Below are 26,976 nucleotides of genomic sequence, written 5' to 3' on the forward strand. Positions count from 1 at the left end.
GCTATAGCTTATTCACCTGACCTAAGAACAATATCGCATCGGTTTTATTGTCTTTAATCATAAACATAAAGGGACGATTGGCATTAAACTCAACGTCATAATTAGCTGAGACGACTACTGGCACTATACTTGTAGCAGCTGCCGCCACTGTACCTTTTTCATCAACCTCAACCACCGCTTTATGAATAATAGAATCTACCGCTAATGACTGCTCGTCATTGAATAAGCTAAAGTCAGCGCGACTATCAAAAGCGATTGGCATTCCCATTTCAGCCAGTAGCCCATCCATTTTATAATCTTGTTCCATTTTAAACTTAGGCAGCTGCAGGTCGACTGCTTTTATTTTCATATTGTGAGTCCACTGACCAATTTGATCGGCACTTAAATTCTTAACCAATGCCTGCATAGCAGCGGCTTCTTTTGATTTTGGCAAGATGATCAGCATCGACAGGTCATCGCTTTTATAAGGCAGCTCTACCACTTGTACTTGCTCATCTTCCGTGTAATTAGAGTTTTCTATGCTATACATAAAATTCGTATCGGTGATTGTGCCATTGAGGTTATAAAAGGGTTGAGTACTACCTCGTAGACCTAGAGGTTGTGCCCATTGGCTTTTAAAATAAACAGCATTGGTTAATACAGCAGCGGTAGATGACTTGATACTCCCTTCTGGCAGTAGTTCAGGAATCATCTGCTTGGTATGATTAGCGATGGTTTTATTGATGGTCTGACGTGATGGCTCGGGACGGCTCGCAAAATCAAGATTGGTGACTTGACCACCATAGTAGCGTTTTACGGTATCCAAATAGGTTTGATTGGGACTTAGGCCTTGACGCATCCATAAGTCATTAACTGTGCTTAAGTCATAGTTTGGATTAGGCTTATTGAATTGATTGTAGAGTGCTGCACTATTGGGATTGAGGATAGCTGGTGCTGGATAGTGAAAGGTCTTTTGGATTTGCTGCTTTGTTTCACCCTCTGCTGCAGCATAAAGCATGGCCATGGCAGTGGACAAGCTGTACGGTGAGAAAAACACGTTATTCTCTGCTTGTTTAGCTTGCTTATTTATTTGCTGATACAGATCTATAGCAAATTGATTGTTGGCATCGACGACTTTTCTGATACCTTCAGGCGTTGAAGCAGAGTCGTCAGCAGCGATATAGTTCTTATCAGTCTTTGGGTTTGAAGGGTTCTCAGTCTTGCTGACTATAGGTTTTTCAGCTGCTTGTTTTATTGGTTGATTATCAACCAAGCTATTATTACAACCAGCAATTGCCAGTAAACTGCCTAAAGCAAGCGTACCGACGCTGAATTTAATTGCAGGCTTTTTATAGATGTATTGGTTACGATTTTTCATGGCATTGTACCCTCTTGTAATTCGAATGATGTCCTGATTATATACAAGGGTTTAGGCTGATTTAGTAAACATATGCTAACAAAATTGGTGGTTCATATCTGATTAAACCCACACATAGCATCAGTTAAATAAACGTATTAAGCTATTTATAATAACTATTAAACATATGAAAACCCACTTAAAGGTTGCCTGAGTTTATTATGCCGTTACACTGCTACCTGTCCCAATCATATCGGGGCAATCCGAATAACAATCCCTCTAAAAAGAGCACTGTTTTATTATGGTAGAAATATTATTATTGGCATTAGCACTCGCTGCGGATGCGTTTGCTGCTTCAATCGGTCTTGGCTCCACTCATAGAGGGGATGTTAAGAAACAATTTATAAAAATGGCCTTACTCATTGGGTTGTATTTCGGGGTTGCTCAAGGAGTGATGCCACTGATTGGTTATGCGCTTGGCTCTACCATGCTGGGCTGGTTTGCTGAAGGGGCTTCTTGGGTAGCCTTTGTCATACTAGTCGCGCTTGGGATTAAGATGCTCTATGAGTCACGTTCTGTTAACGATGATGATACTCGGATCAATTTAAGTCATAAAACATTGCTGTCGTTGGCTATAGCCACCAGTCTCGATGCCATGGCAGCAGGATTTACGTTGAACCTATTGGCTGTTAATGCTTATGTTGCTTGTTTAATCATTGCACTGACGACGGCTATATTAAGTGTTTTAGGCGCTTATATAGGACGTCAATCAGGAACATGGCTTGGCAGTTGGCAGAAGCTTTGGGTGGTTTGGTATTAATTGCTATTGGTGTGAATATGGTGGTTTAAACAAAGTCTCATAATGAATAGTTTTCAGCGATCAATTAGAAAGATAGTAAAATGGCAATTTTGGGTTAAAGCTGTAAGTTAAACTTCTCTTAACATTTATGCTTATAGACATAATCTCGTTGACGTCCGAAATACTCAGCAAATTGTTCGGCACTAATACTATTACCCATAAGTTCTGAGTATGCATGCTTTAATTGTTCCGAACTTTTAATAATATTTCGAAGCTCGTGGAAGTTATTGCCAAGTGCTGACATATTTGCTTGGGATAAAGACTTTAAAAAATCTAATAGAATTAAAGTCCGCAACTCATCTTCAAATACTTTTTTGCTCTGTCCTTCCACTGGACTGAGTTCTATAGCTACTAGCTGCTTATTGGTTCTCAATACTTCATCATCGAACCAAGGGTTAAAGCAACCTGCAATTATTTGATAATCAATATTGACTTTTTCTTTGCTTTTTTTAGACTGATTTAACAACTTCACCTCTTCACGATTTGAGATCAAATAGATAGTTTGTTGGCTTAACTGTAGGTTATATTGGAACATTTTAATAATCGTTTTATAAAACTCATCGCTATAAGACTTCATAAAAGATTTATGTAACTTTTTTGTCATGGGATGCCAAGACAGATTTGAGTTTTTCGCGATTCTTTTAATAATGGATTTATTCATATTTTTCTCATACTGTAAATTATTGAGTATATTTAATACTACTAAGTACACTGTTATTCTAATGCGTTACTTTAAATATCACTTAGAAGTATGAAGTTATAGAAACAAAAGACTTGCAATATTCGGTTATAGTGTATTTTGCTACTACCTTTGTAATATTTTTCTTTGGAACTAGCAATGCCTATACTAGCTTTCACTTTCTTAGTGTATTTTATTTCTTTTTTATCCTTAGATAAGTCATAGTGTACGTTAGATTCTGGCAACTTATTAATTCGTTTTTTCCATTTATTCAACAATCTTTTATCAGTACAACTTTCTAAATTGCGAATATTTATATGGATTAATAATTTAGGCAAAAGATTAATTATGCAGTTTAAAAATTGATCAAAATCTTCAATATCTTTAAACCTAATTTGATTTTGAGTGTACTCACAATTTTGTAGTGTATAGCGAATAAACCAATCTAGACCTTCTTTATGTTTTTTTGATAAATATAGTCTTTTAAAGTTACTCTCCATCTCCTCCATTACTTTCTGATCTTCTGCGATTAAATTGTAGGATGGAACAAGCAGGTGTTTTTGTTCTGATGAAAACAGCCTTGAACCACCGAACTTAGTTTGATATTCCGAACTTTCTTTTAAGTGTTTTGCCCTATAATGCCATTTTTTAAATTCATCATTGGACACATCATATAGTTTTAGTAATTGTTGAAAATCATCATGTATGTAATAACTACGCAATATTTTAGCAACTTCATTAAAACCAAATTCGCGCTCAACCTCTTTGTAATTAGATGGGTATTTTTTTGATTTACCTTCAAATCTTGGTAATGGCTCAACTTTTAGCTTTTTAAGTAAATACTCATAAACTTCCTTGTCTGCAAATCCTTGCTTACGTCTAGGTAGTTGAAGTAAATAACTTTTCTGGTTTTCGCTTAACTGATAATCAATATTCCACAACTGGAGTCCAACTTGAACATCAGTGAAATGAATATAGTTATTAAAGCTAACACTAGGTTCACTATGACCAGCAACACCTGCGATTATGTAGTTGCTAATAGATTTCCTTGATCCAAATAGTTTGTAATAAATATTCCATGCATCTGCTTTTTCATAAGGTAGTAAGTCCTTCAAGCTTTCATGTGCTGCTGTATTATTTAAAGTTTCTGAATCATACAAAAAATGCAGTAACTGAATGTTAGATAGGCAGCTGTGCCTAAGGTTATGAGCTGTCAAATATGACAAGCCAGTTACTTTTTTTATTAATCCTGAGACCATCTGTGATAATTGATTCTTAAAGACTGTTTGCCCACTAGCGTCAGCAATCAATGTTTGTCCTTTTTCCTCAACACGTCTATGGTACAAGGCAGTTAAAAATCTTAGTTCTTCTGGTGATAGCAACAGATCTATAGGTAAACTACGCAAAGCAGAGGATGTTTTATTATCACCATAAATATTATTACGAACCTCAAGGTCTTCAACTGTTCCTGATATTTCTGTGAGCTTAAGCTTGGCTATCTCTCCTATTCTCATGCCAAATCGTTGGCCAAGAATTAAAGCAGTATAAATAGCATCTTTTTTCTCTTTATTAATATTTAGGTTTTTGCATGCATAGAGAATTGCTTGAAACATAGTTTCTGATATATATCCTGCTTTTACATGAGCTACGGTTCCAGCTGACAATGGTTCAACTGGCTCTGCCCCATAAACATTGACTAAATGCTCATGAAAATCGCCTAGCAATTTAGCAGTTTCATTTTTTGCTGATGTAGTACGACTCAATCCTATAATTTCGGCATAAAGAGATTCAAAATCAGCTTCATCAAAATCGTCTATGTTCTGTCCATAAGTTAACGCTAGCCATCTATTCGTAATGTTGTTGCTATAGGTTTGAATACTACTTGGTTGATTGGATATTCGCTTATGAACAAACCAGGTAAGCAGTGCGATTTCATTAATAGGAGCTTTTTCTTGCTTTAATAGTACTAAATTCGCTTTCAACCTTTTATCAAATACGCTTCCTAATATTTTTTTATCCTTCTTGTCATTCTCAGGTTTGAACAGTCTAGAAATCTGTAATGCCAACTGTTTATGTTCATTATGTAAAGAATTCGTTTTATGCTGTTGATGGGTATCGAACTCTTCTAAGATGTCTATATCAGATGGTTTTGGTCGTTCATATAATATACATTGCCAATTATCAACCGGTAAGGAATACGTCTTTTTATCGCCTAATAATAAGTACAAATGATATTCTGGCAAGTTGAAATTTTTGTGATTTTCACAGACATAAACGCTAGCTCTCAAAAAGTCTTCTAAGTTATTAGGTAATATTTGATACAGTTTTTGATGATCAATTAATTTTTGATAGAACACCTTGATGTCTATAGAACCGTCAGGTTTTAAGAAATTATTTATTAGTGAAATATCGTCTAGTCTATACGATCGCAATAAAGTGGCTGAAACGGGCGACAGAAATACATTTTGTGAAGTGTACTTTTCATCTCTTATCTTATTGCTCCTGAGATTAGTGCTATAGCCTCCTTTATTAAAATTAGCTCTAACAAAGGGTAGGCTATAAATGCTTTGAATCGTTAGATCTCCAGCAACTAATTTTTCAATAATGAATTCAAGCAAAGGAGCTTGTAATACGGCATTGTGAAACACTAGAGATAGAAAAATGTCGTAAAGATTAATTTTTTTATTATTCTCAAAACTACTCATCCACACCTGATAGAAAGCTCTCACCTTTTTTGCTTCTTGAAACCAGTTGCTATTTCTAAAAAGTTTTGGACGCTGTTCAAAGACAATATACTTAGGGAAACTGATATCTAAATCGTGACCTTCAAGTTTTTTTTGAATCTCTTGAAGAGCGTAATTATAGCTCTTACCATAGAACATATGATTGTGAAAGTTTTTTGTTGACTTGAGCGATTGATCAAATTTGTTCCACTTTTTGGTGAACTCTACTTGTGGATTAGGCTTATTAGCGATCTCATCAACTCTAATATGACTCAAAGCTATTTTAAGAGCTTTGTTTTTTGCTCTTACTAGTTTTTTTTCCCGCTCTTCTTTTCGTTTATCAATACCTGAAAGACTATTCTTTGACACTTCTCACCTCACTTAGTTCAATGATTTCAAATCCATAGTCTCCTAATTTCTTTTCGATCAGTTCAGCAAGCTCCACTTGTTGCGAACGTTTTAATCCACTGAATATATCGTAATAATCGAAACCAAGTTGATCTGTATGCCCCATCCAACTGCTAATTACTTCGTCATTTAGTTGAGCTAAATTGCTGCTAAACATACTATGATCAAAGTCTTTCAACGATCGAATATGATGACGATACCAGTTTAATGGTAGATGGGCATACAATCTGAATCTATCAGAAATAAAGGTATTATTTTGGTTTTTAATAAAACTAAATTCGTCATAATCATCGACTTCTAAATAACTAATAATGCCAACTCTACTTTCATAAACTGCCTGTAGTAATAACCCCATTTGATGATGTTTAGTGTTAAAGAGCTTCATATTTTCATAAAGATAATTTTGATAATGTTGTAGTTGAAGTCTTGCTATCTTAGGAAGAGTAATGAAACGTCCTTGTGCATCCGTTCTATTTTCTTTATCTGAAATGAAATACATACCTGTATCAAGATCAATATCTTTTAGACGTCCAAAGGTCTCAACAACAGGACGGTAACCAGATGATAGTCCGAGAATAAGGTAAAGATAATCCATAAGCTTGTTATGAAAACCAATAAAATTATTGACACTTAGACTTATATGAGGTTTTAAGGCTTTGAGTTCATTAATAATTGGAGTGACTAATTTCGATTTAATTTGAGAGCTTTGCAGAGCCAGCTTTGTTCCCATTTGCTGCTCTCCTTCGTAAACGTATCTATCATCTGGAAAATCTAGCAAATCAAACTTCAATAGCTTATTATTTTCTCTTAATTCGTTTTTTACCATACTGGCGGGTTCTGAAAAAATTATATCCTTAAGATGATCATAGTAGTGGTACTGCGCATAATGTATATCGGCTTTAGTAAGGCTAAAATAGGGTAATGCGGATAGATGGTGTATTGGAGAAAGAGTTATGACATCAACGACAGCTGTATCAGTACCTGAATGAAAGAGTACATGTTTTAAGTAGCTTCTTAACTTATTTAAAGTTAATCGCGTATCATTTTTATTATTGATTCTACTAATTCTGTTTTTTGCTAATTTTTCAAGGTTATTGAAGAAAGTCAACTTTTCCTGCTTTGTACCTACTAGAGAGTTTTGAATATTTTCTACTAAAACTCCTACTGCAAATGGTAACGTTAATTCTAGTTTATCTTTATTGGCTATTGAGAGATCACTACTGTACTCACTTCCTAATATTGCTCTTTTCGGTGAAAAGTTAAATTCAATATGATATCGATCGTAACGCTCAATTAAATTATCGTGTTGAATGAATTCTGAACTCCCTGTGAGTAAAGTTATCATTATATATACTGCTTCTATTTCGTCATTATTTAGCTCAATAGTTTTCTCGCTATCGACTGTGTAATCAACATTACTACTCTTTAAAATTGTAAACAACTCATTAAATAAGATCTTCATTTCGGAATGCTTAGCGACTTGAACATCTGTATTCAACAACATCGACCGCTTACGGCGCATATTTACTTGTTGTTGAGCGTTCACAATATCCAAATGATAAGATATTGGTCTATTAATTGAAACTTCAAATACAGCTTCATCAATATTGTCTTGCCGTTCATCAGTTTCAAAGGTTTCTAACGTCTGATTATCGTTTGTTATGTTATTCAAACTATAAACAGTTGAGGTGCTATCTCCTGTTATTTCATCAGTAAAACTATTATACGATATGACAGCAGGCTTTCCCGACCGAGAAACGTTCCGAGTAATGCCTGATTTTTCAAGTAGTATATTTTCGAGTGGTAAAACAAATTCATAAATATGCTTAGATAATCGATAATTAACGAGCTCATCATCAGCCCATTCTTGATCCTTTTCATCTTTGTGTAGTTTCCTACGAATTTTTTCTACAAATCCTTCTAGTTCCTTTTTTTCTGATTTTAACCATTCTTCATATAAATTTTCTGACTGAATCGACTCAAATACGCTTAATAAGTCCTGTATAGAGCTGTATTCATTTACATCCGGTAAAAACTGAATTAAAAATTCGCGTGTTTTGTTGGTTAAAAATCGACATTCATCAAGGGTAGTTTCAATTCGACTATCATAGTCGGTCAATTCGACCATTTTGAGACATAGAAAAAAGTAAAGAGCACGAATAGTGTTTACCTTAGATGAGTCTGCTCGATGGACTAAAAAGGTAATAAGATAAAGCTTTTTCAAATAAGGCTGATGCTCTTTAATATTTTTTAAAAACACTTTATTATTAGTGCCATTTTCATATATTTGTGAATTTTTTGATTCCATTAGAGAGTCATCAATCTCAGCTTTTTTTATCCATTCAGTTAATGCGTTATACTCACTGTTAAAAAGAGATTTAAATTGTACAGGCAAAGTGTTTTTCAAGAACCTTAGCTCAATTAGTAAGGATGAAGCTTCATCACTATTAGGATCAGAAAAATCAATAATGTTTTTTTGTAGCCATTCTTCGATATCTTTAGAGCGATTATCTTCATCAGCCATTATTCTGTAACCATTACAAACTATTTCCTTAACTGTAGCTCCATTTATATAAAGCATCCAGCGATAAAACAAAAAAAAGACATCTATTCGGATGTCTTTTTGTTAAATATAGGCTCTTTCATATGTTTTGTAATATTCCTCGTGCTACCAATAATTTATCTAAAGCACTTCCGTCTTGACGAGTTAGGTTTGGCACATATCGAGAATACACTGTGAATAGCATTTTTGTGTTGCTATGACCCATTTGCGCAGCAATCCATTCAGGCGACTCACCAGCAGCAAGCCAAAGAGTTGCAGCGGTATGTCTACTTTGGTAAGGATTTCGCTTATCAAGCTCTAAATATCGTAGTAACGGATACCAAACTCTCTTTGTCACATTACGATGATTTAAAGGGGTACCCGCTTTTGTACAGAACACAAACTCACTTTGATGTTTAGTTAGTTTCTGCTGACCAACTAATGCATCATAAACCAGTTGGTTCATCTGAATGATACGATTCGAACCTGAGGTTTTAGTTTCGCCTATTACACCATTAACGACTGCTTGATCAACGATGATTTGTCGGCGCTCAAAATCTATATTTTTCCAAGGCAAGCCATCAATCTCACCTGTACGCATACCTGTAAAAAATCGTACGATATAGTAAGGCTTATAATCTGCTCTCACGTTATTGATAATCAGCATGACCTCTTCTAGAGTAAAAGGACTGACATTACTTTTAGGCTCACTGAGTGGTTTTATATTCTTCCAAGGGCTGTCAAAATCAAAACGCTCAGAGGCTTCGGTCAGCACCATACGTAATGGCGTCATGATATGATTAATGCGAGACGCTGATAAAGTTCGTCCGTTATTACCATCTTTGACTAACTTGCCTCGAAAAGTCATGATTTTGGCTTTGCTAATGGTATTTAGCGGTAAATTGCTAAAATGAGGAATTAGGTAAATTCTAAATATATCTTCCACATTACTTATTTGAGAGTCCCGCCATTCCGGCTTTTTTTCCTCTAACCAAACTTTGCTAAAACTATCAAAGCCTGAGCTTGAGTCCTTATGACTATTCGTTGACCTCATAAGCTCTAAGCTTTGAAACTGCTCAAGCTTTTTACTTTGCGGAAAATAGTTTTCATATCGAAAACTACCTAATTGAATGTCTGCTTCCATTTTGCTAACGAAATTTTCTAGACGCTTTCGATTAGGCTTAGTGTCTGCCAGTAAGGTTTGCTCTCTACAACGTTGACCTATGTATCGAAAATCTACATACAGGTTGCCATTACGGCTATTGATACTCGCCATGATTACGCTCCCGCTGCAAATGGAATGGTATCGTCGTAGCCTGTTAGCATCAACTCTTCAATCTTTTGCCATATAAAAAGGATTTTTCTACCTCCAAATGGTTTGATGTAATGAACGCCTTCAATGAATACCGCATCTTTAAGCTGGTTGCGTATGGTCTTGCTGTCATATTTAATACGTTGTGACAGCTCTTCGGTTGTTAAATAGGTATAACTCATAGTAAAATCCTTACTAAAGATTAAAGTGTTATTATCTGATAGCTTTATGACCTGCTATAGAACATAATTTACACTAAAAATAATCTTTTGCAAGACATTTTTATCTACAGTAGGTTATTTTATTATGGAGGAGGTTATGGTGAAGTGTAATTTATCTAGAATTATGGGTGAGAAAAGGCTAAAGATTGCTGATGTATCTAGAGATACTGATGTGAACAGAGGCACAATCACACGTATGTATAACGAAGAAGCCACTAGAGTGGATCTAGAAGTTGTAGAAAAGCTATGTTTATATTTGGATATTGAAGTGGGCGATCTTTATGAGATAGTTAAGGAAGAAGAATAAACCTATCTTCTTTTAGAACCCAAGATAACGCTGCGCTTATCAGTTATTACACCAAATAATATGCAGCAAACTATAGTTTCTCAAATAGGCTGAATGTTCTATTAAGTAATAAAAAGTTCTATAGAAGATTATTTTAATTTGCAATAGCTCAAAATGTATGTATAATTTCAACTGTAGGAAGTCATTACGACCAGCAGAAAGAAATATTAATCTACAGGAGATTATACATGAACACATTTATTAAACCGCCGCATGCTTCAATCTGGTTAAGCGCCGAAGCAATATCGATATCTACCAAGCTTATGGTAAACCTGCAAATACAACAGGGTTCACAGTTAGCAAAGATGCTAGGCGTCAATCCGATATTTTATAATGATGAGGCAATTAGGATATGGGTGCAACGTGAGCTAAATGAAGGATTAGCGCTGAATCGTTATACCTTAACAAATCTTGAGACCAAATTTTTGGCCATTATGAATCATTACGAGATTTCTTATTCGTTGTGATTAACGTTAATTATTTGGTTTGGAGATAACCATGAGCTTAAAACTTATTTTTAGCGCTAATGCAGATCAGTCCGACATACAACTATGTGAAGACTATTGGGCATACGGGCATGATGGGCGGTATGTAGAGCATATAGAAATACTCTGCAAACAATACCATATCGATTATCATATTTTGTTTGGCGTATTAGCGGAGTGCCAGGCTTACTTAGATGATGTGCACTGTGAGTACTGTGGACGGCCGTATCAACTTGATGTGCCAGCGGATATACCTTACATCAGAAAACAATCATCTTGGTTCTGCGAATCATGCATTAGCTTTTCTGGCGGTCAGCTTACAGTTGGTAGGTTGTAATTTGAATAGTGCTTAATAACCAGATCGCACATGCTATCTGGTTTTTTTGTGTCTAAAAGATATATAAAGCTTCTACTTAAGAGCCCATCCCGAATTCTGTGTAACTGCCCTTTAGATTAAATGCCTGCTTATACGATCATCAAACATAATCATAAAGCGATTAAGAGCAGACGTCCAGTTACGAATCGGCATCGACCACTTCTTGGATGCCTGCTGTGTTGCTAGATATACCACTTTAAACGCTGCCTGATCAGAGGGAAATACCTTACGCTTATTCACCGCCGTACGAATCACGCTGTTTAGCGACTCAATAGCATTGGTGGTATATATGGCTTTTCTAATGTCTTTAGGGTAGCCAAAGAACACCGTTAAGCCCTCCCAGTTATTACGCCAAGACTTGATGACATGCGGATACTTATCGCCCCACACCTCATCAAAGTGTTCAAGATTGGCCTCTGCTATCTCAAGCGTATCAGCGCCGTAGATGGCCTTTAAATCAGTCGCTATTGCCTTCTTATCTGTCCAAGGTACAAACTTCATTGAATAGCGTACCATGTGCACGATACACAGCTGAACCTGAGCGTTGGGGTAAACCGTATTGATGGCATCAGGAAAGCCCTTTAGACCGTCGACACAAGCGATTAGGATATCTTGTACCCCGCGGTTTTGTAGTTCAGTGAGAACGCCAAGCCAGAACTTAGCGCCTTCATTCTCTGATAGCCACATGCCAAGCAGCTCTTTTCTACCATCAAGTCCCACGCCTAGCGCCAGATAGATTGCCTTGTTGATAATCTGCTTATCTTGACGTACTTTGACGACGATGCAGTCTAAGTAGACGATAGGATAAACACTGCTCAATGGCCGGTGCTGCCAAGCGGTGATATCGTCAATAATATTGTCAGTGACTCTTGAGACAAGAGAGCTTGAGATATCGACATCGTAGAGCTCTTTAATGCTCTCTACAATCTCGGTGGTGGTTTGACCTTTGGCGTATGAGCGAGGATCAGCAAGTGTCTGGGAGACACTTGCCCGAAGCGCAAGACGGAAGGCTATGCCTGTAGTGAAATATGATTTTATCATCAAGGCCACTAATACGGGTTTGATGCTTGCGCACTAGTGTAGGTTCAAAGCTGCCACCGCGGTCTCTTGGAGTGGAGATCTCAAGGTCGCCTGTGTCGCTACGGACGGTCTTTTAGTATGACCGTTGCGCTTATTAGGCTTGTCTGCTTTTTCATGCTTGGGGTATCCAAGATGGTCTTCCATCTCAGCTTCTAAGGCAGTGTCGATAAAAGATTGCATGAGCTGCTTTTGAAAGTCTTTGATGTCATCAAAGCTGTTCATGCTACCAGCCATTTGCTCGGCCAGTTTCTTGATATCAGATTGGTTAGTCATTGCTTATTCTCCTGTTAATGGATTATAAGCAGTTACACAGAGTTTGGGAAACTCCCAAGTTAAGCTATTTCGCCTCAAACATTAGCTTGTTTGGGGCTTTTTCTCTCAACTTGCTGTAATTGAAAGTCGAGAGTGAATGGCTATCACAACACCTCATAGAACACTCTCTCTCAATAAATAACCATGAACTGAACCTCGCTCAACCATAAAGTCTAAAATGTTGATTATTTTAGTTTTTAATCTGACATCCTGCTTAATTCTTTGACGATTCAAAAATAGGTATTGACGTAAATAATTCTCTAAATTAAACAAAGTATCAGATTCAACGTCTCCAAGTTTTAAATCATAATTATTTGAAGTGATACTACTAATCCAATCAATACCTTGATCTTGGAAGTTGCTAGCTACTGAATATGGTCCTCTTGCAATTGAATATAGTACCGAAGGGCGATAGCCTAAATCTTTAGATATACTACTATATAACCATAAGTTATTTTCTTTTAGGCTACGCCATTCTTTTGTATTCTGCTTCCAACTTCCCCAAGCAAGTAGATAGTTAATAATTAAATTGTCGTAATCACGATTGTAGCTAGTTTGAGGATAAAGTTTAATTATCTCAGGATAAAATACTCGCCAAATGTGCCAAAAACTTGCTGGCTGATAAAAAATATCTTCTGCTCGAACAAACCACTCAATTAGCTGTTCCGTTTCTTCGCTCTTTTTCAAATAACTTAAAAATGGCTGTAATAGACTATCTATAATATCTTTATTCTTTTGATGAACAATAATAGTACTTATTTTTTCAAGGATATTTAGTCTGATTTTATATAAATTATGGATATTATTAATATCTCGCCTGTTTTTAAGTAGTAACTCCACAATAGTAGGTAAGGTGGAAGCTAAAATATTTAAGTGATTTTGACTAGTCGTATCGTTTGGGAGTAATAAATAAACTGTCTCTAGATCAGCGATACCAAAAAGACTTAACTGACTTGCATCAATAACAATTTTATCTAGTGGCTCATCTAATACTTTTTTTGCTTCGCATAATTCTAAGAATTTTTTAAGTATCTCTTGCTTCTTATCCAATTCCAAACTGTATTGTTCATTATTACTTTCTAGAACCTTTAAGGCTTCGTCGTATATTGGTTTTAATCTAATGAAGCCATTAAATATATTTGAAGCAATTTCAGGATTTTTCTCCCAGACGTTTTTTTGATGAACCGCTTCAATTGCATGTTCACAGACTGTTTTGTATGTTCCTAACCAGTGTTTATCAAACATTATCATTATTAAAATTAAGATTAGATCATCACTATCTCCAGCATACTCATCAATCAAATAGGGTAAAACCTGTATACAAGCTTCCATACCATCGCCAACTTGATAGCCATAATTATCCAAGAACAGTCTCTTAATACCAGCTTCAATGACTTTTTTACATAAATCTTTGTCGGACTTTGGAAGGAGATGGCTATATTCAATAATTAGCTTTGAACAACTATGAAAAGCAATATTGCGATTGAGCTGTATAAAAGTTGCATCTGATGTGCTTTCAAGCTCTTTTAATAAACTTTTAGTATCATTTAAAGCCAGTAAAGCATTACCCTTGTACTTTTTACTACTCTCATACTCTTCATCGTTGCTAGAATTTGACCACAAGTCCAATGAAGTATATTTAAACCTTTCGTTATATTCTACTTGTGCTGTTTCACTAATCCTTTTTTGTTTTTCTGTCAATTTTGGTGTAAAAGCAACTTTGGTTTGTTCTTCCTCTTCGATTACCTCAGGTACTAAATTACGTCTATCCATTCTTGCTAACAATATACCTGTAGTTTCATCTCCATCACTCAACTCAGATTTATGTTGATCGATAATCTTAAGAATATTTTCAATAAAGTCTGAGTTTTGACCTTCTGAAAAGCTTTTTACGCCATAAAATTGATAGTGCAGACATAAGTGCTCTAAATTCGAATTTCTATGCTTGTCTTCACAAGTTTTGAGACGCTCATCTCTATAAAGAATATTCTTTAAATCTAAGTTAAAACCATATCCCGTACTAGAAATTGACTTCACTCGATACTCTGTTCTACATCGCATAGTGTCAGTGTGAAATAAGTCAATAGTTTTGAAAAGCATAAGTGCTATATCATTAAAAGTATTAAAATGTGCTAATACAATGCTAGCTACAATGGCCGTTATAGATGTCGACTCTGCTGTATTTAAAATACGCAGTAATAGTACTCTAACAATATAATCATCAATGTTTTCATCATTTGAAATTTGTATTAGGAATTTCTCTAATGCCATATGTATAGATTGAAGTAAATAAGGTGTTACAGGGCTACCGTGACCTCTATACATCGTCCATAATGCGAAACTATGATATTGTGAGATTTCTTTATCTTGAGTGTATATTTTAACTTTGGCAACATCTTCTCTACCTAATTCTGATTGAGCATAATTTGCTACGGCATAGTTCGTAAAACGAATGATAAAATCGATTGCATTTGAGTAGTCTTTTGTATTTAGTAACCAATAGATAGGTGTTTGGTGAGCACTTGCGGGGTAATATTTAAAATCATGACTATCTTTAATACCATATCTCGTTTCCATATCAGGGTTATATTTCAACGAACGGTAGAAATCATCATCTTTCTTTACGATCCAGAATATTTCACATAGTTCAATGACTGATTTTGGTAATAGCTGTATTAACGGAATAGCTAAATAGCATTTATTTAGAATCGTTACACAGAAGTCTTGATACGGATCATTATGCTCAACCCAAACATGCTCAATGACTTTATCAAAGATTTCCTTTATTTCGTCTTCTATTTCACGGCATGACGCAAAAACAACTTTATAAATATTATTATCTTCGTTTCGAGAGTATATATGTTCTCCTTGTTCTGTCTTCTTTAGAATACTAACTGCAAGTAAACCAGCAAGCCTTGTCGTTTCTCCTCTAGGGTTACTTTGACACCAATCTAATAAGATCGGTAGAACTCTATTTCTATTACTTTCAAAAAAATCAAGCTGATGCTTATAGATAAAATCAATAGTTGCTTGCCAACCTTTACCTTTGGGTCTAGTATTCTGTAGCAAAGATACAACGTCTTTATAGGCAACCTGTAATAAAAATATAATACGTTTTAAAATAAAAAAATTATTTGCTATCAACTCATTTTCGTATATTTTAAAAAACTCGAACGAGTACTCTGACAGTAACACTGAAACCAATAGCTCATCTTTCCAAAACTGGGTTATATCACTGACAAAGACATTATTAATGAACCTTTTGATATCAGTATCTTCTTCTATTAATTTCTGAGATAGCCAAAGTCGAAAAGCTCTTCTAATTGCTAGCGAATTACCTAGCTCACTAAAAAAATCCTCAATATTTACATGGTTTTGATAAGTCTTGTTTATAATATGGTTTAATGCCCACTCTTCGTATATATCATGAGTAATGAAATATCCGTCGTGTTGTTCATCATAGCCTAAAATGTCATCTGCTTTTAGTTGGTATAGTGCATCCTGAGGAAGGCTGTCACCAGTAATATAGAAACGATTAGTGTCAGCACGTTGCTTTGCAATTCCTTCTAAACATCGACCTCTCTTAATATGTATATTATCCCTTTTGACGAGACTATTTTGAATTCTCTTTTTCCAAAGTAAGTCTATAAAACTAGCAAAATCACTAATAGCTTCTGTACTCTGATAATGACTAATATACTCGTTAAGATAAAATAAATTTCTCAGCCTATCCTTAAAGATGTCATTATTAGGTAGAACGATTCCAAATTCATCAGATATTTCAATCAACCTTTCGCCTGACAATAACTCAACTTCTAAAATCTCACATTGTAGCTGGTAACTTTCATTTATATGAAAATTTAAGTCGTCTAAATATGAGATTCTCGTAGTGAAAACTATTGTCCAACCATATGTTGTAAGACTGTTGACTAAATCATGCAATATATTTTGATTGCTTAAGTCGGCTAGCTTTTCTGCGGAATCAATTATAAATAATTTAGTAGTTTCATTTTCGTAGGTACTGAAGAAGTCAGCAGATGAAAAGTTATGTTCAAAGCGAAATAAATCACTAAAATGATTAACGTTTAACTCTGTGGCTTTGAATATACATATAGGGATATTGAAGGAATGCTGCTGATAGAACTCTTTAAGAATAGCCGTTTTACCACTACCACCCTCGCCAGACAAGATAATATGCTTGTTCCCACTCGTAAGCTCTTCAATTTCTGAAATATAATTTTGACGCTCAATTTTTATCTGTTGCTGATTTACGCTGATTTTGGTACGAATAGCGTTTAAGATACTAGTGTTATGAGCAAAAACACTGTCGCGCAACTTATCTAAAGTTGGATCTAAGCTAAAAAACAGGTCTTGAATATACTTATGCTTTGGTAAAACTAGTTGAAGTTCAAAATGACTAGGTACACGCCATTCAAGTGAGACGCCAAGCTTTTTACAAGCTTCATTTATTTCGACTTCATAGCTAGCTTTCTTTCTGTCTTTTAGAGAGCTTTCAGATAGCTCCTGATTGATATAAAAATAAACAACGTCTATTTCAGGGTTCTTACTTTTGGCTTTTGTAATAGCCTCAATAATTTCTTTTTTTCTATCACTAATAGATACTTCGTAGTATTTAGCTGAGAAACCATAAACTACGCCATCTTTCTCAAGCGGCTCAGTTTCAATTCCTGTTTGGTTTTTATATCTGAATAATCCAACATTATTGTTAAACTCTGAGCAAAATAATAAATAAGCCATCTGCTCGAACGCCCATTGTTCCTTATTTTCATTTTTGATGGCAAACTTATTCCAGTTCATTGTAATCCTTGTAGTTTTGCTCTTTGGATGAATTATTTGTAACTTCAGTTTTTAAAATTAAATATTATTCACAGTCGACTTTCACACATTCAATGACTGTAGTATTCCCATCGTTGTATATTCTGAGCTTAGGCTCCATTACTTTGTCTCCATAATCGTAGGCTATAAACTCAGGTTGATGTCTATCTATAGCTTGACCAATATATACACAAGCAGCATTTGAGGCACAAACTAATAGATGTACTTTTTTGATACCATGCATCTGATTCAAGTTAGTAAAAATCTCCTTAAGTCTATTAGCTAGTTTCTCACCCTCAAGTGGATGCGCTATTGCGCCATTACCGTATCCGTAACTCTGAGGAGGATATATATTTATTACTGGAAGCTTGTCTTGGGCTTGCTGATTAAGATGGTCAATTGTTGAATCAATCATTTCAGCATCTGCAGTTAGTTTGACGCTAACAATAACCTCTGATTGCTCTGGGTCAATCTCTGGCTCATCAATAATAAACGCATCTTCCCTAGGATCTACTCCAGGCCACATCCAACTACTAGCATCTCTGTAACGCAGCATTGGCATTAATTTGGATTTATTACCAAACTTCGCGCCAAAACCTATTAAAGCAAAAGTTGGACCTAAAACGAATACTGCAGCACCAGACCCTTCAGTCCGATCATGAATTCTATTAACACATTTCTCGATATTCTTTGAAGCATTCTCTTCAAAACTATTATCAAGATCCATTGACTCACTTGCACCAGAGTTCACACTAATAATATGATCTGATGCTCTATGTTCAAATACACTTAGGGACTTTGATATTGCCACTGAATTAGGTTTTTCTACATGCTGACTGTTTACACCCCAAGGAATAAAGAAAATATCAACTGGCGTATAATTTAGAGCATCAAGTAACTTGTTGCACAAATAAACATGCTCTTCACGCATTTTAGTTAATAATGGCGCTGGATAATATGAGCTTGCAACCCTATCTACCAAGCGATGATGTACATCACATAACAATAAAACGTTACTGGGTTCATTAGACAATAGAGTTGATAGATATAGTGTTCCTCTTGGGCCTTTAGTAGAGGATGCAGTGATATGAGCTAAATAGCCGTAGTTACCTTCATAACCTGTCAGTTCGTCTACATCTAAACGTTGACCACATCCTCTGAACATACATCTACCATGGCTATCATCCATGACTTTACGTATTGTATTAACTGTAAAATCTTTACCTCTACCACCATCATTAGTTTTCAAAATTAGATCATTTACAAAATCTTTTAACGACTCATTCGTTACAGAATATGAGCTTTGAAGACAACCAGACCATAAAGACATAACTTCATTTTTCTGATTTATATTTTTATTTTCAAAAACTTCAACTTCAGAAAGTCTATAATCCACCGTTATTTCAAAATTTTTACTTAAGTATTGAATGAATAAGTGATTGTCATTATCTGTAAGAGAAAACGTAAAAACATCAAGTAGCTCACCATCATTGAACAGCAATGTCAGTAAGTTATGGAAGCTTGCGTCTGAAAGAAAGCCAACAGAATCCCATTGCAATCCTGTCTCTTTAAGATGATCAAGATATTGTTTGGCTGAGTCAAGATCAGTAAATATAGTCTTGTTTAGGGTTTGATCATGCGGGATCTGAGTTACTACAGATAGATTATTTGTAGTCATTATTTAATCGTCCAATTCAGTAGAAAAAGGTAAATAGCCTAAAAATATTTTAGAGTTTTGAGAGTATGCAATCCAAAAGCCAATATGACTAGTACCAACGATGACGTACAAAATACGTTCCGATAAATATTTAGAACTAGTGAATTGACTCGCTAAATCATTTAAGTCCGTACTAGATGGATTGGGTTTTGGCTCAGGGTGTGTATGCCATAAACCTAGCAGACCACCAAAACCTTTGGTATCTTTCCAATATTTTTTCAGAGCTTTATCGTGAGATTTGGAACGAAAGAAAGTGGTGCGAGTACGTCTATCTCTGAACATTGGCGTAGTTAAGTCGTCTACTACTATTGTATGACTGTCTGGATAATAGCTACCTAATAATATACCGCCAGCTTCCTTGGATTTGGCTTGTGACTGTCTAAAATCGAACCATGTGGATATGACAGACTCGGCTATTGCGCCATCGTATGCTTTATCATTTTCTTTTTCTTTCCATATAATGCGCTTATTTAGGTACTGCAACATGAGCAACCTGCCACTTTAATAGTATTTAAAGACTGTAAGTAGTAGCCACCATTTTGTAGAGCCAATGCGTGATGTTTGGTGGCCTTCAAGTTATAGTTGGTCGGTAACTTATTGGTAGCGCACCATGACTGTAATCCTACTTTATTCTCGATTACATATTCAGCCATTATTACTGCTGTTTTCATAGCATGAACTGAACCGTATGCAGTGAACGCTCCAGCACATCCAGTGATATTTCTTGATAAAACTATGCCTGAAGGATTACTAAACAAACTGGTATTTATATAATTTGAAGGATTGCCATCGTGATCATAGTAAAGACATTTTAAACAGCCATCCTCATTGCTTTTGAATCCTAGAATATGACCACCCAACCCGTAAGCCTCTAGCCAACCAGATATAACTTGGACATTCGCCTCGTAAGTATATAGCGGCGGCACACCTCTAGTTCTGTGGGAGGGTGACCAGTAGCTAACACTATGGAATGCATTTCAGATAGCTGTTCATCATTCTGGCTATTAAGCCAGTTTAAGATATTAGTTTTGTAGACTACTACTTCTAATTCAGGTATGTTTTGTTGGAGACGATTTTTAAGGGCACTAACCTTTGACTGGTTGACATCTTGTATTCCAAGGTAATGCCGCATAATATTGTCGGTTTTCATATCATCATAATCAACCAGTATTAATTTATCGACATCTGACTCAGCCAGTATCTCTGCAACTCTTGACCCAACTGAACCGCATCCGGCTATCACAACAGGTTTCTTACTTGAAAATTGAGACTCCATGCCAGTACGATTAAGTAAATACTCGCGCCAACCGCGCTGCAAGGTTTGAATCTTAAAATTGCGATATTTATTCGAAGCCATATCCTGATAATAGGAGATGACCAAGTAAGTACGCATTTTAGGCGTAGGTATCTCTAAGAGAACGATTTTAAACTTACTTTTCTTATTTAAGCTGTCTAACTGTTGGGTACTGAAGTTTAAGGTTTGTTGTTCCCACCAGTGTTCATCAAAGGATGTGAAAAGATTAGGAATAACAAAATTCTCGATACGAGGCAGGATTATTTTAGTTACTTTTATAGCAGTGTAAGGGTTGGAGCTAGGTGGATGTTGACTAGCTCCGTCAACTAAGTATTTGATATGATGACACTGAGGTGTATTACGTTGTTTCGTAAGATTAATACACCATGCATATAAGCTGTCAGACTGATTTGGATTATGCGTCGCAATAACAATAGGGTCATCCGATACGACTGTTTGATTGTAACCATCGATCTCTTCGTATAAAGCCTTTCTGTTTCCAGCACTGTAAGATTCAAGGGCATTCGTCAGAATGCTTATAGCCGTATCTACAGCATATTTGAAGAGGCCAAATAAGTCAGCGCTATCAAACATCTCACCTTGATGATCTGTGACACATATCAAGCCGTTATTACCCACATGATCTAACGCTGGCAAGTTGCACTGAGCAACTGACACTGTAGGCAATGATAGCCAACGCTTTTGATCAATATATTTGACTGATAAAGGTACTGTCTGACCATGAATATTTAAATCAAAGCCGATGGCTATAAAACCACCCTTTTTATCATAGCTCTCAATGCTTTTACCACCAAGAGATTGAATATAATTTTTGAAGCTTTGCTGTATGCCATCGCTGATTTTCATAACATTACCTATGCTGATGAGCCAGTACTGACATATGGCGCTTCATTACTCTTTTTAGCTTTATCGATTTTGTCCACTACTGGAAAGTCATCACCAAAAATTTTTCTTAATGTCTTACTGGCTTCATGCGCGTCTGGCTCATTGACGGCTGATTGTAAATTATCTCTTAGTGTCTCAAAACGCTCCTTAGTAATAGCCATATCCTCATCGTTGACAGATTTTAGCAAGTCACCACCTGGTGTTATAGGCAGATTAATGCTGAGACGACCAAAGTAATCAAAATTACTAAGGATAGTTTTAATTAAATCCAGTAGAACCTCTCCATCATTCTGGGTATCTACATCTGGTTCTAACCAATGATACGCTGCCATAGTCAGTCCAATGCTATGGATACCAACATATTTATGGTTGCGCCACCTTTTTAAGTAGCGTACACATCTACGAAACTGTCTACGTTGATCAGAACCGTTATCCTCATAGGTATCATTACCTTTATATAAGCCATTGATTATTGAGTTGATACCTTCAGGATCCGCTGCCTGCCAAATTCGCTTATCTTCAGTTAACCCTTTTCTACCTTTAGCTAGATAGTATGTATCATCGTATTCGTTGTTAGATTTGGCATATATTGGTAAATCAACATGATAATCAGCTATCCCATTTTTTTTATATGTTACTGTAATACAAGATCGACTTACCACTACATCACGATTTGTATGTTGGATACATTCTGCTATTAACTCTTTTAGATCTACAGTATCTTCATAATCTTCAATATAACAGTCAAGAAGTACACCAACATCGATATCATAATCACCAGCTCTGACAGGTTTAATACCCGTATTTAAAGCGTAGCTTCCTTGGTTGAAGCTTCTTTCATACTGAGGATAACCATCGTCTTTTCTTTCTGCCAATTTACTCTTAAGCTTATCGATGATTAGGTCGCGTTTTTTACGTAAAAAGTCGTTCTCTTCGTAAGTGCCTAATTTAATAGCATTATGAAATTCTAAGAACTGTTTTTGTAAATCTGCCATATACGTTACCTCTCAATAATTGTTAAGTTTTAATAGTTATAGAATATATCAAGTCTCTACCAACATTGATAGGTACAGAACATTTGCATACGACAAGTAATGTCGCATCCATCCAAGTCAACGCTGAAAAATATCCAACAATAGCTTAAAGTAGCTCTACCAAAGCAAAAGCTTAAGATATCGTATTACAGGTCGATATCTGGTGAGAGCAAGCGGGTTATATGATAAATTACCACTCAGAATATTAAGCACTAAACATGCCAGCCATTTATGGCTGAAAATAAAGAAGGAAGTGAGGCGATATGCCTATATTGAACTGGTTGAATAAAGAGCAAGCGTTGACCACAGCGCGTGACTGTCCGTATCGTCTATTAGAGTTGGTACCGGAATTATCGTATGGCGAGTCAGATACTGACAATATGCTTATTCAAGGCGATAACCTCGATGCATTGAAGGCGCTCATTCCTACGCATTCAGGGAAGGTAAAGTGCATCTTTATTGACCCGCCTTATAACACCAAAAGTGCTTTTGAACACTATGATGATAATCTAGAGCACAGCAAATGGCTGTCGATGATGTATCCACGCTTGGAGCTTTTGCAGCAACTATTATCTGAAGATGGTTCAATCTGGATTACGCTTGATGATAACGAAGCCCATTATTTCAAAGTTATTTGTGACGAGATTTTTGGAAGAGCAAACTTTATAGGAAATATAATATGGCAAAAAAGAACCTCGCCAGCTAATGACGCTATATATTTCAGTAAAGATCATGACAATATTATTGTATATGCAAAAAACAAAACTATATGGCGCCCTTATAGGTTGCCATTGAATGAAGCTCAAGCTAAAAATTATAAAAATCCAGATAATGATGAGCGTGGATTATGGAATTCAGCAGCTTACACTTGTGCGAAGAGTTCAACAGAGCGACCTAATCTTTACTATCCTATTATCCAGCCGAATACAGGCGAGGAGATTTGGCCAAAAAAAACTCGAGTTTAGGCTTATGGACAAGAAACTCACGAAAAACATTGCGAAAATAATATGATTTACTGGGGTAAAGACGGACTATCAAAGTCACCTCGAATTAAAAAGTTTATTGAAGACGCAAAACCAGTTGTACCTAGATCTATCTGGATGAATTCAGAGGTAGGTCATAATCAAGAAGCCAGAAAAGAAGCGCTTAATTTATTTTCAGATACACCATTTTCCACACCTAAACCTGAAAGTTTGATGCAGCGTATCCTTCAAGTAGCTACACAGCCAAAAGACCTTATCCTAGACTCGTTTCTTGGTTCTGGTACTACAGTTGCAGTAGCTCATAAAATGAACCGCCGTTATATCGGTATTGAACTTGATGAAAATGCAGTCACTCATTGCCAGCCAAGGCTAAAAAAAGTAGTCGATGGTGAGCAAGGTGGTATTTCAGAAGACGTCAACTGGACAGGAGGTAGTGGCTTCAAATTCTATCGCTTAGGTGAAGTCATTTTTAGCGAAAATGGCTCTTTAAGAGAAGGTATCAGCTTTGATTCGCTTGCTTCGCATATTTGGTATGGCGATACCCGACAAGCACTACAACAGTCAGCTAAATCACCACTACTTGGCGTGCACAATGGCGTCGCTTACTACCTACTTTATAACGGTATTTTAGGTGATAAACGTCCTAACGGTGGCAACGTACTCACATCAAAAGTGCTAACAATACTGCCACCTCATCCTGAAGACCCAAAGAATGGTAAAAAAGTCATCTATGGTGAGACGAGCCGAATGGGAGACGCCCGTCTCAAAAGTGAAAATATTATATTTAAGCAAATACCATACGATGTGAAAGGAGATAAGCGATGTTTGAACTAAAGAGCTATCAGCAAGGCGCACTTGACACACTTACGAGTTTTTTTCAGCGTTGCCGTATGGATGGCGATATTGACACAGCATTTCAGCAGACACTACAGGATAATAATTTTGTAGAAACCCCTTACCGTGCTTACTCTTTTGATGATACACCTTATGTCTGTATTCGTATTCCGACAGGAGGCGGCAAGACTGTGCTGGGCGCTTATGCGGTATCTACAGCTGCGACTCATTATCTATCGCAAGATTTCCCGATTGTATTATGGCTAGTACCTACTACTACCATTCAGCAGCAAACCGTCTCGGCTCTCAAGAGCAATCCAGACTATACTGATCATTTAAACCGCGCTTTTGCCAATCAAGTCAGTGTTTACGATATCGCTGATGTCAATCAAATCCGTGCCCAGGATATTGGCAATAAAACAATTATAGTAGTCTCTACTATTGCTAATTTACGAGTAGCTAAGACGTCTGATCGTAAGGTATATCAGTATCATGAAGACTTTGAACCGCATTTCGCCAAACTGAGTCGTCAGCATCCTTTTTATGACAAGCTTGAGACCGTCAGTGAAGATGATGTTTCTGAAAACGGTTTGACCGTCAATGATATAGGTAAGATAAAGTACTCTTTTGCCAACCTATTAGCACTTTATAACCCTCTAGTTATTGTCGATGAAGCCCACAACGCTAGGACGTCATTGACCTTTGATACCCTAAAACGTGTGCATCCTGCGGCTATTATTGAGTTTACTGCAACCCCTAACACCTCAACGACCAATGGTAGTAATATCTTATATCATGTCTCAGCGGCACAACTGAAAGCTGAAGAAATGATCAAACTACCTATCATTTTGACCGAGCATATTAATGGCTGGGAAGAAGCGGTACGTGATGCGGTATTAACCCGCGATAGATTAGCGCTTAAAGCACAACAAGATATCGACTATATACGTCCTATCGTCCTACTACAGGCGGAGAATAAGAACGGCAAGGTAACGGTTGAAATACTCAAAAAGTGTCTGATTGAAGATCATAATATTACTGAGGATAAAATCGCGGTAGCTACAGGGACGCAGCGAGAGCTAGATGGTATCGATCTTTTTGACCCTAACTGTCCTATCGAGTACATCATTACCATAGAAGCTTTGAAAGAAGGCTGGGATTGCTCATTTGCCTACGTATTCTGTTCAGTTAAACAGGTGTCTTCTAGTAAAGATGCTGAGCAGTTATTGGGGCGTGTATTGCGCATGCCTTATGCAAAACGCCGCGTGATAGAAGATCTAAATAGAGCTTATGCACATTTGGCAACCACAAGTTTGGCACAAGCGGCAAAGGAGTTAACAGATAAACTTATCTCAATGGGTTTTGAAGAGTTAGAAGTTGCCACGTTCCTTCGGCAACAAGATGCCAATCAAGGTGATTTATTTGGTCAGGTAGATAAAGATGACGTTATAAACTCGAAGCCTAAGCTGACGCCACCTTCTTTGATGGTTGAGGTGCAGGATACGATAGATACTACCGAGTTATCAGAAGAAGAACGCAGTAGCATTAAGATCTCTGAGGTAGGTGGTCGCCAAGTAGTTACGGTTACGGGTAAAGTCTCAGAGCCTCTGAAAAAAGCCATTACTAAAGTGGCCGTTGAAAATAAAAAAGAGATTGAGACTTCATTTGATAGGCATAACCTTAGCGTACATGCCGCTTTGTCACCGGCAGAGAACGGAGTGAAATTTGCCCCGCTACCAAGATTGTGTGTCATGGTTCAGGGTGAGCTTGAACTGGTTGAGAAAGAAGTATTCTTGGATGTATCAGGTTGGAATCTATTAGATTATCCAGCTAAGCTCGACTATCAGCCCACTGAAGAGACGACAAGCTTTCTAGTCGATGTAGAAGGCAAGAAAGTTAAATACAACCTTGCTCATGAGTCACAAACTTTAAATTTAAACCTGGCTAATACCGAGGTAACCCAAGATGAGCTTATAGGCTGGCTAGACCATGAATGCCGTCAAAGTGATGTAACCCAGCGAGAAATGACGAGTTTCTTAACTAAGGTTATCAATCAATTATTGCAAATACCCGCGCTGACACTCACTACTCTCATACGTAATAAGTATCCACTTGCTCGTTCTATACAGGAGCTGGTATCTGCATATAGACAGCAAGCAATGACTAAAGGATATCAGCAAACCTTATTCTCAAGCGATGCTGACGTGCTTACGACTTACGATTTTAGTTACGAGTTTAAAGCAGATAATTATCCAACGCGACCACCTTACTATTCAGGTAGTTATGCGTTTGACAAACATTATTATCCGCAAATTGAAGACATGAAATCTTCAGGTGAAGAGTTTGATTGTGCTCAGACTATTGATCTACTACCTCAAGTGAAACATTGGGTGAGAAATCTAGTCAGACGTGGGGAAGCGTCGTTTAGTTTGCCACTGGCACATACCAACTTTTATCCTGATTTTATCGTTGAATTGCAGGACGGTCGTATTTTGGTGGTGGAGTATAAAGGCAAACCCTACGAAACCAATGATGATTCAGCAGAGAAACGAATGGTAGGCGAACTTTGGGCAAGTCACAGCCAGGGTCAATGCTTATTCTTGATGGCGGTTAAAAAAGACGATAAAGGCCAAGATGTGCGACAGCAGATCCTTAATGTTATTGGATCAGGTATCTAACCTATTATAGTTTGC

At 36.6% G+C, this 26,976-nt stretch carries 17 protein-coding genes and 2 pseudogenes; 6 read left to right on the plus strand and 13 right to left on the minus strand.

Going from position 1 to position 26,976, the window contains the following annotated elements; genetic code table 11:
• Nucleotide 1: 1 nt before the first annotated feature.
• On the minus strand, nucleotides 2-1,357 hold the full coding sequence (locus JMX03_RS05465) for a serpin family protein (protein WP_201595063.1): 1,356 nt from the start codon (nucleotides 1,355-1,357) through the stop codon (nucleotides 2-4).
• Between the two features lie 280 nt (nucleotides 1,358-1,637).
• On the opposite strand from JMX03_RS05465, the pseudogene JMX03_RS05470 reads away from it, so the two are divergent.
• Nucleotides 1,638-2,185, plus strand: a pseudogene (locus JMX03_RS05470) (manganese efflux pump MntP).
• Between the two features lie 89 nt (nucleotides 2,186-2,274).
• On the opposite strand, the gene JMX03_RS05475 reads toward JMX03_RS05470, so the two are convergent.
• The 5 genes from JMX03_RS05475 to JMX03_RS05495 form a co-directional block, all read right to left on the minus strand.
• A complete protein-coding gene (locus tag JMX03_RS05475) occupies nucleotides 2,275-2,856 on the minus strand; it encodes a hypothetical protein (protein WP_201595065.1) in 582 nt (193 codons plus the stop codon).
• Nucleotides 2,857-2,927: 71 nt separating this feature from the next.
• Nucleotides 2,928-5,966, minus strand: a complete 3,039-nt coding sequence (locus JMX03_RS05480) for a tyrosine-type recombinase/integrase (protein WP_201595067.1) — start codon at nucleotides 5,964-5,966, stop codon at nucleotides 2,928-2,930.
• The gene (locus tag JMX03_RS05485; RefSeq protein WP_201595069.1) at nucleotides 5,953-8,529 is read right to left on the minus strand and encodes a hypothetical protein; all 2,577 of its coding nucleotides are present in this window, start codon (nucleotides 8,527-8,529) and stop codon (nucleotides 5,953-5,955) included. Before JMX03_RS05485 ends, JMX03_RS05480 begins: the two co-directional genes overlap by 14 nt.
• 118 nt (nucleotides 8,530-8,647) lie before the next feature.
• Nucleotides 8,648-9,823: an Arm DNA-binding domain-containing protein gene (locus tag JMX03_RS05490; protein WP_201595071.1), complete on the minus strand. Its 1,176-nt coding sequence runs from the start codon at nucleotides 9,821-9,823 to the stop codon at nucleotides 8,648-8,650.
• A gap of 2 nt (nucleotides 9,824-9,825) precedes the next feature.
• Complete coding sequence (locus JMX03_RS05495) at nucleotides 9,826-10,041, minus strand: hypothetical protein (RefSeq protein WP_020442991.1); 216 nt, start codon at nucleotides 10,039-10,041, stop codon at nucleotides 9,826-9,828.
• A 136-nt stretch (nucleotides 10,042-10,177) separates the two neighbouring features.
• On the opposite strand from JMX03_RS05495, the gene JMX03_RS05500 reads away from it, so the two are divergent.
• Both JMX03_RS05500 and JMX03_RS05505 read left to right on the plus strand, forming a co-directional pair.
• Nucleotides 10,178-10,387, plus strand: a complete 210-nt coding sequence (locus tag JMX03_RS05500; protein WP_045445187.1) for a helix-turn-helix domain-containing protein — start codon at nucleotides 10,178-10,180, stop codon at nucleotides 10,385-10,387.
• A gap of 227 nt (nucleotides 10,388-10,614) precedes the next feature.
• Nucleotides 10,615-10,893, plus strand: a complete 279-nt coding sequence (locus JMX03_RS05505) for a hypothetical protein (RefSeq protein WP_201595073.1) — start codon at nucleotides 10,615-10,617, stop codon at nucleotides 10,891-10,893.
• 466 nt (nucleotides 10,894-11,359) lie between these two features.
• On the opposite strand, the gene JMX03_RS05510 is transcribed toward JMX03_RS05505, so the two are convergent.
• From JMX03_RS05510 to JMX03_RS05535, 7 genes and pseudogenes are all read right to left on the minus strand, one after another.
• Nucleotides 11,360-12,328, minus strand: a complete 969-nt coding sequence (locus JMX03_RS05510) for an IS256 family transposase (RefSeq protein ID WP_406947692.1) — start codon at nucleotides 12,326-12,328, stop codon at nucleotides 11,360-11,362.
• Nucleotides 12,252-12,640, minus strand: a pseudogene (locus JMX03_RS15125) (transposase). Before JMX03_RS15125 ends, JMX03_RS05510 begins: the two are co-directional and overlap by 77 nt.
• 153 nt (nucleotides 12,641-12,793) lie before the next feature.
• The gene (avs4, locus tag JMX03_RS05515; RefSeq protein ID WP_201595075.1) at nucleotides 12,794-17,497 is read right to left on the minus strand and encodes an AVAST type 4 anti-phage nuclease Avs4; all 4,704 of its coding nucleotides are present in this window, start codon (nucleotides 17,495-17,497) and stop codon (nucleotides 12,794-12,796) included.
• A 64-nt stretch (nucleotides 17,498-17,561) separates the two neighbouring features.
• Nucleotides 17,562-19,193, minus strand: coding sequence for an SAVED domain-containing protein (locus JMX03_RS05520; RefSeq protein ID WP_201595077.1), 1,632 nt, complete (start codon nucleotides 19,191-19,193; stop codon nucleotides 17,562-17,564).
• Between the two features lie 3 nt (nucleotides 19,194-19,196).
• A complete protein-coding gene (locus tag JMX03_RS05525; protein ID WP_201559899.1) occupies nucleotides 19,197-19,718 on the minus strand; it encodes a Mov34/MPN/PAD-1 family protein in 522 nt (173 codons plus the stop codon).
• 385 nt (nucleotides 19,719-20,103) lie between these two features.
• Entirely contained in the window at nucleotides 20,104-21,393 is a 1,290-nt protein-coding gene (locus JMX03_RS05530; protein ID WP_201595079.1) for a ThiF family adenylyltransferase, read from the minus strand.
• 8 nt (nucleotides 21,394-21,401) lie between these two features.
• On the minus strand, nucleotides 21,402-22,427 hold the full coding sequence (locus JMX03_RS05535) for a nucleotidyltransferase domain-containing protein (RefSeq protein ID WP_201559901.1): 1,026 nt from the start codon (nucleotides 22,425-22,427) through the stop codon (nucleotides 21,402-21,404).
• 302 nt (nucleotides 22,428-22,729) lie between these two features.
• On the opposite strand from JMX03_RS05535, the gene JMX03_RS15255 reads away from it, so the two are divergent.
• The 3 genes from JMX03_RS15255 to JMX03_RS05545 are packed head-to-tail and all read left to right on the plus strand — an operon-like array spanning nucleotide 22,730 to nucleotide 26,961.
• Nucleotides 22,730-23,431, plus strand: coding sequence for a site-specific DNA-methyltransferase (locus tag JMX03_RS15255; RefSeq protein ID WP_320158299.1), 702 nt, complete (start codon nucleotides 22,730-22,732; stop codon nucleotides 23,429-23,431).
• A gap of 42 nt (nucleotides 23,432-23,473) precedes the next feature.
• A complete protein-coding gene (locus JMX03_RS15260) occupies nucleotides 23,474-24,283 on the plus strand; it encodes a site-specific DNA-methyltransferase (protein WP_320158300.1) in 810 nt (269 codons plus the stop codon).
• Nucleotides 24,271-26,961 (plus strand): DEAD/DEAH box helicase, encoded by a 2,691-nt coding sequence (locus JMX03_RS05545; protein ID WP_201595081.1) that lies wholly within the window; start codon nucleotides 24,271-24,273, stop codon nucleotides 26,959-26,961. The genes JMX03_RS15260 and JMX03_RS05545 overlap by 13 nt, the downstream gene beginning before the upstream one ends.
• Nucleotides 26,962-26,976 lie beyond the last annotated feature (15 nt).

It is taken from the genome of Psychrobacter fulvigenes (genome assembly GCF_904846155.1).
In the GTDB taxonomy this organism is placed as follows: domain Bacteria; phylum Pseudomonadota; class Gammaproteobacteria; order Pseudomonadales; family Moraxellaceae; genus Psychrobacter; species Psychrobacter fulvigenes.